At 68.7% G+C, this 918-nt stretch carries 1 protein-coding gene; it reads left to right on the forward strand.

The window, feature by feature from the left end:
• The first annotated feature begins 199 nt into the window (after positions 1 to 199).
• Complete coding sequence (locus RM812_RS41905) at positions 200 to 580, forward strand: hypothetical protein (protein ID WP_311586237.1); 381 nt, start codon at positions 200 to 202, stop codon at positions 578 to 580.
• The last annotated feature ends 338 nt before the right edge of the window (positions 581 to 918 follow it).

A 918-nucleotide genomic window follows, 5' to 3' on the forward strand; every position in this document is an offset into this window, starting at 1 on the left:
CTCCGCTACCTGCGACATCCCGCACCAAAAGGGACAGCGCCCGGGGGAGGAGAGATCTCCGTCCCCGGGCGCTGCCCGGCTTGCGACTCAGTTCAGGCCGGAGCCGCTCCGAAATCCCGCGCCGACGAATTTGCGGGTGAGTTCCCAGGTGGGGACGCGTTTGGCTGGGGTGCGGTGGTGTGGTTTTCGGTGGGGGCGGGTGGCTGCCGGAGGGCTGTGTTGCGTTCGGCTTCGTGGTGGGCGTTGCGCCATCGCCGTCGCCAGCCGCTGGATCCTCACCACCGGCACCGCCGCCTCCCTCCTCGAAGCCGCCGTCCTGCCCCCCCGCGACGTCCTGAACACCTTCGTCACCAGCCCCAGCCGCCCCACGGGACCCGACGCCGTGATGAAGACCTTCAGCAAAATCCTCACCGAAGACCACACCGTCGAAGACGGCCGCGCCCGCCTCTTACACAAACTCGCCAAAAAGACCCCCGCACAGGACTCCCCCCGCCGCCGCCGAAGGGCCACCCTCACCGAAGCCCTGCGCCAACGCACCCTCCCCCCGCCCACCACCATCACCCCCCTCGGAGGCGCATAACAGCCCCAGCAGCCCTGACCCAGACAGCCCCGCCGCCGACTCCGCAGACGAAAGCGCAACACCACGCAAGGGGCAAGACACCGGAAACCACGGCACTGACACTCCCCCGGACACCGCCTCCCTTGCGCAGTCACAGCGCGCAGCGCCAGGTACCAGCGCCGCAGGCACGTCGCTGTCAGACCCACCGGTACACGGATACACCCCCGCTGGACGGGCTTGAGTTCTAGCGGTCGTCGCAACACCCCAGCTCAAGGGGTGCGATGGACTTCGAGATCCGCAAGGACAGACGTGGTGGGGGCGGCCGTCGGCTGCTGCGTGAGCGGGAGGTATATCTCCAG

This window comes from Streptomyces lancefieldiae, from assembly GCF_031845825.1.
Classification (GTDB): Bacteria; Actinomycetota; Actinomycetes; order Streptomycetales; family Streptomycetaceae; genus Streptomyces; species Streptomyces lancefieldiae.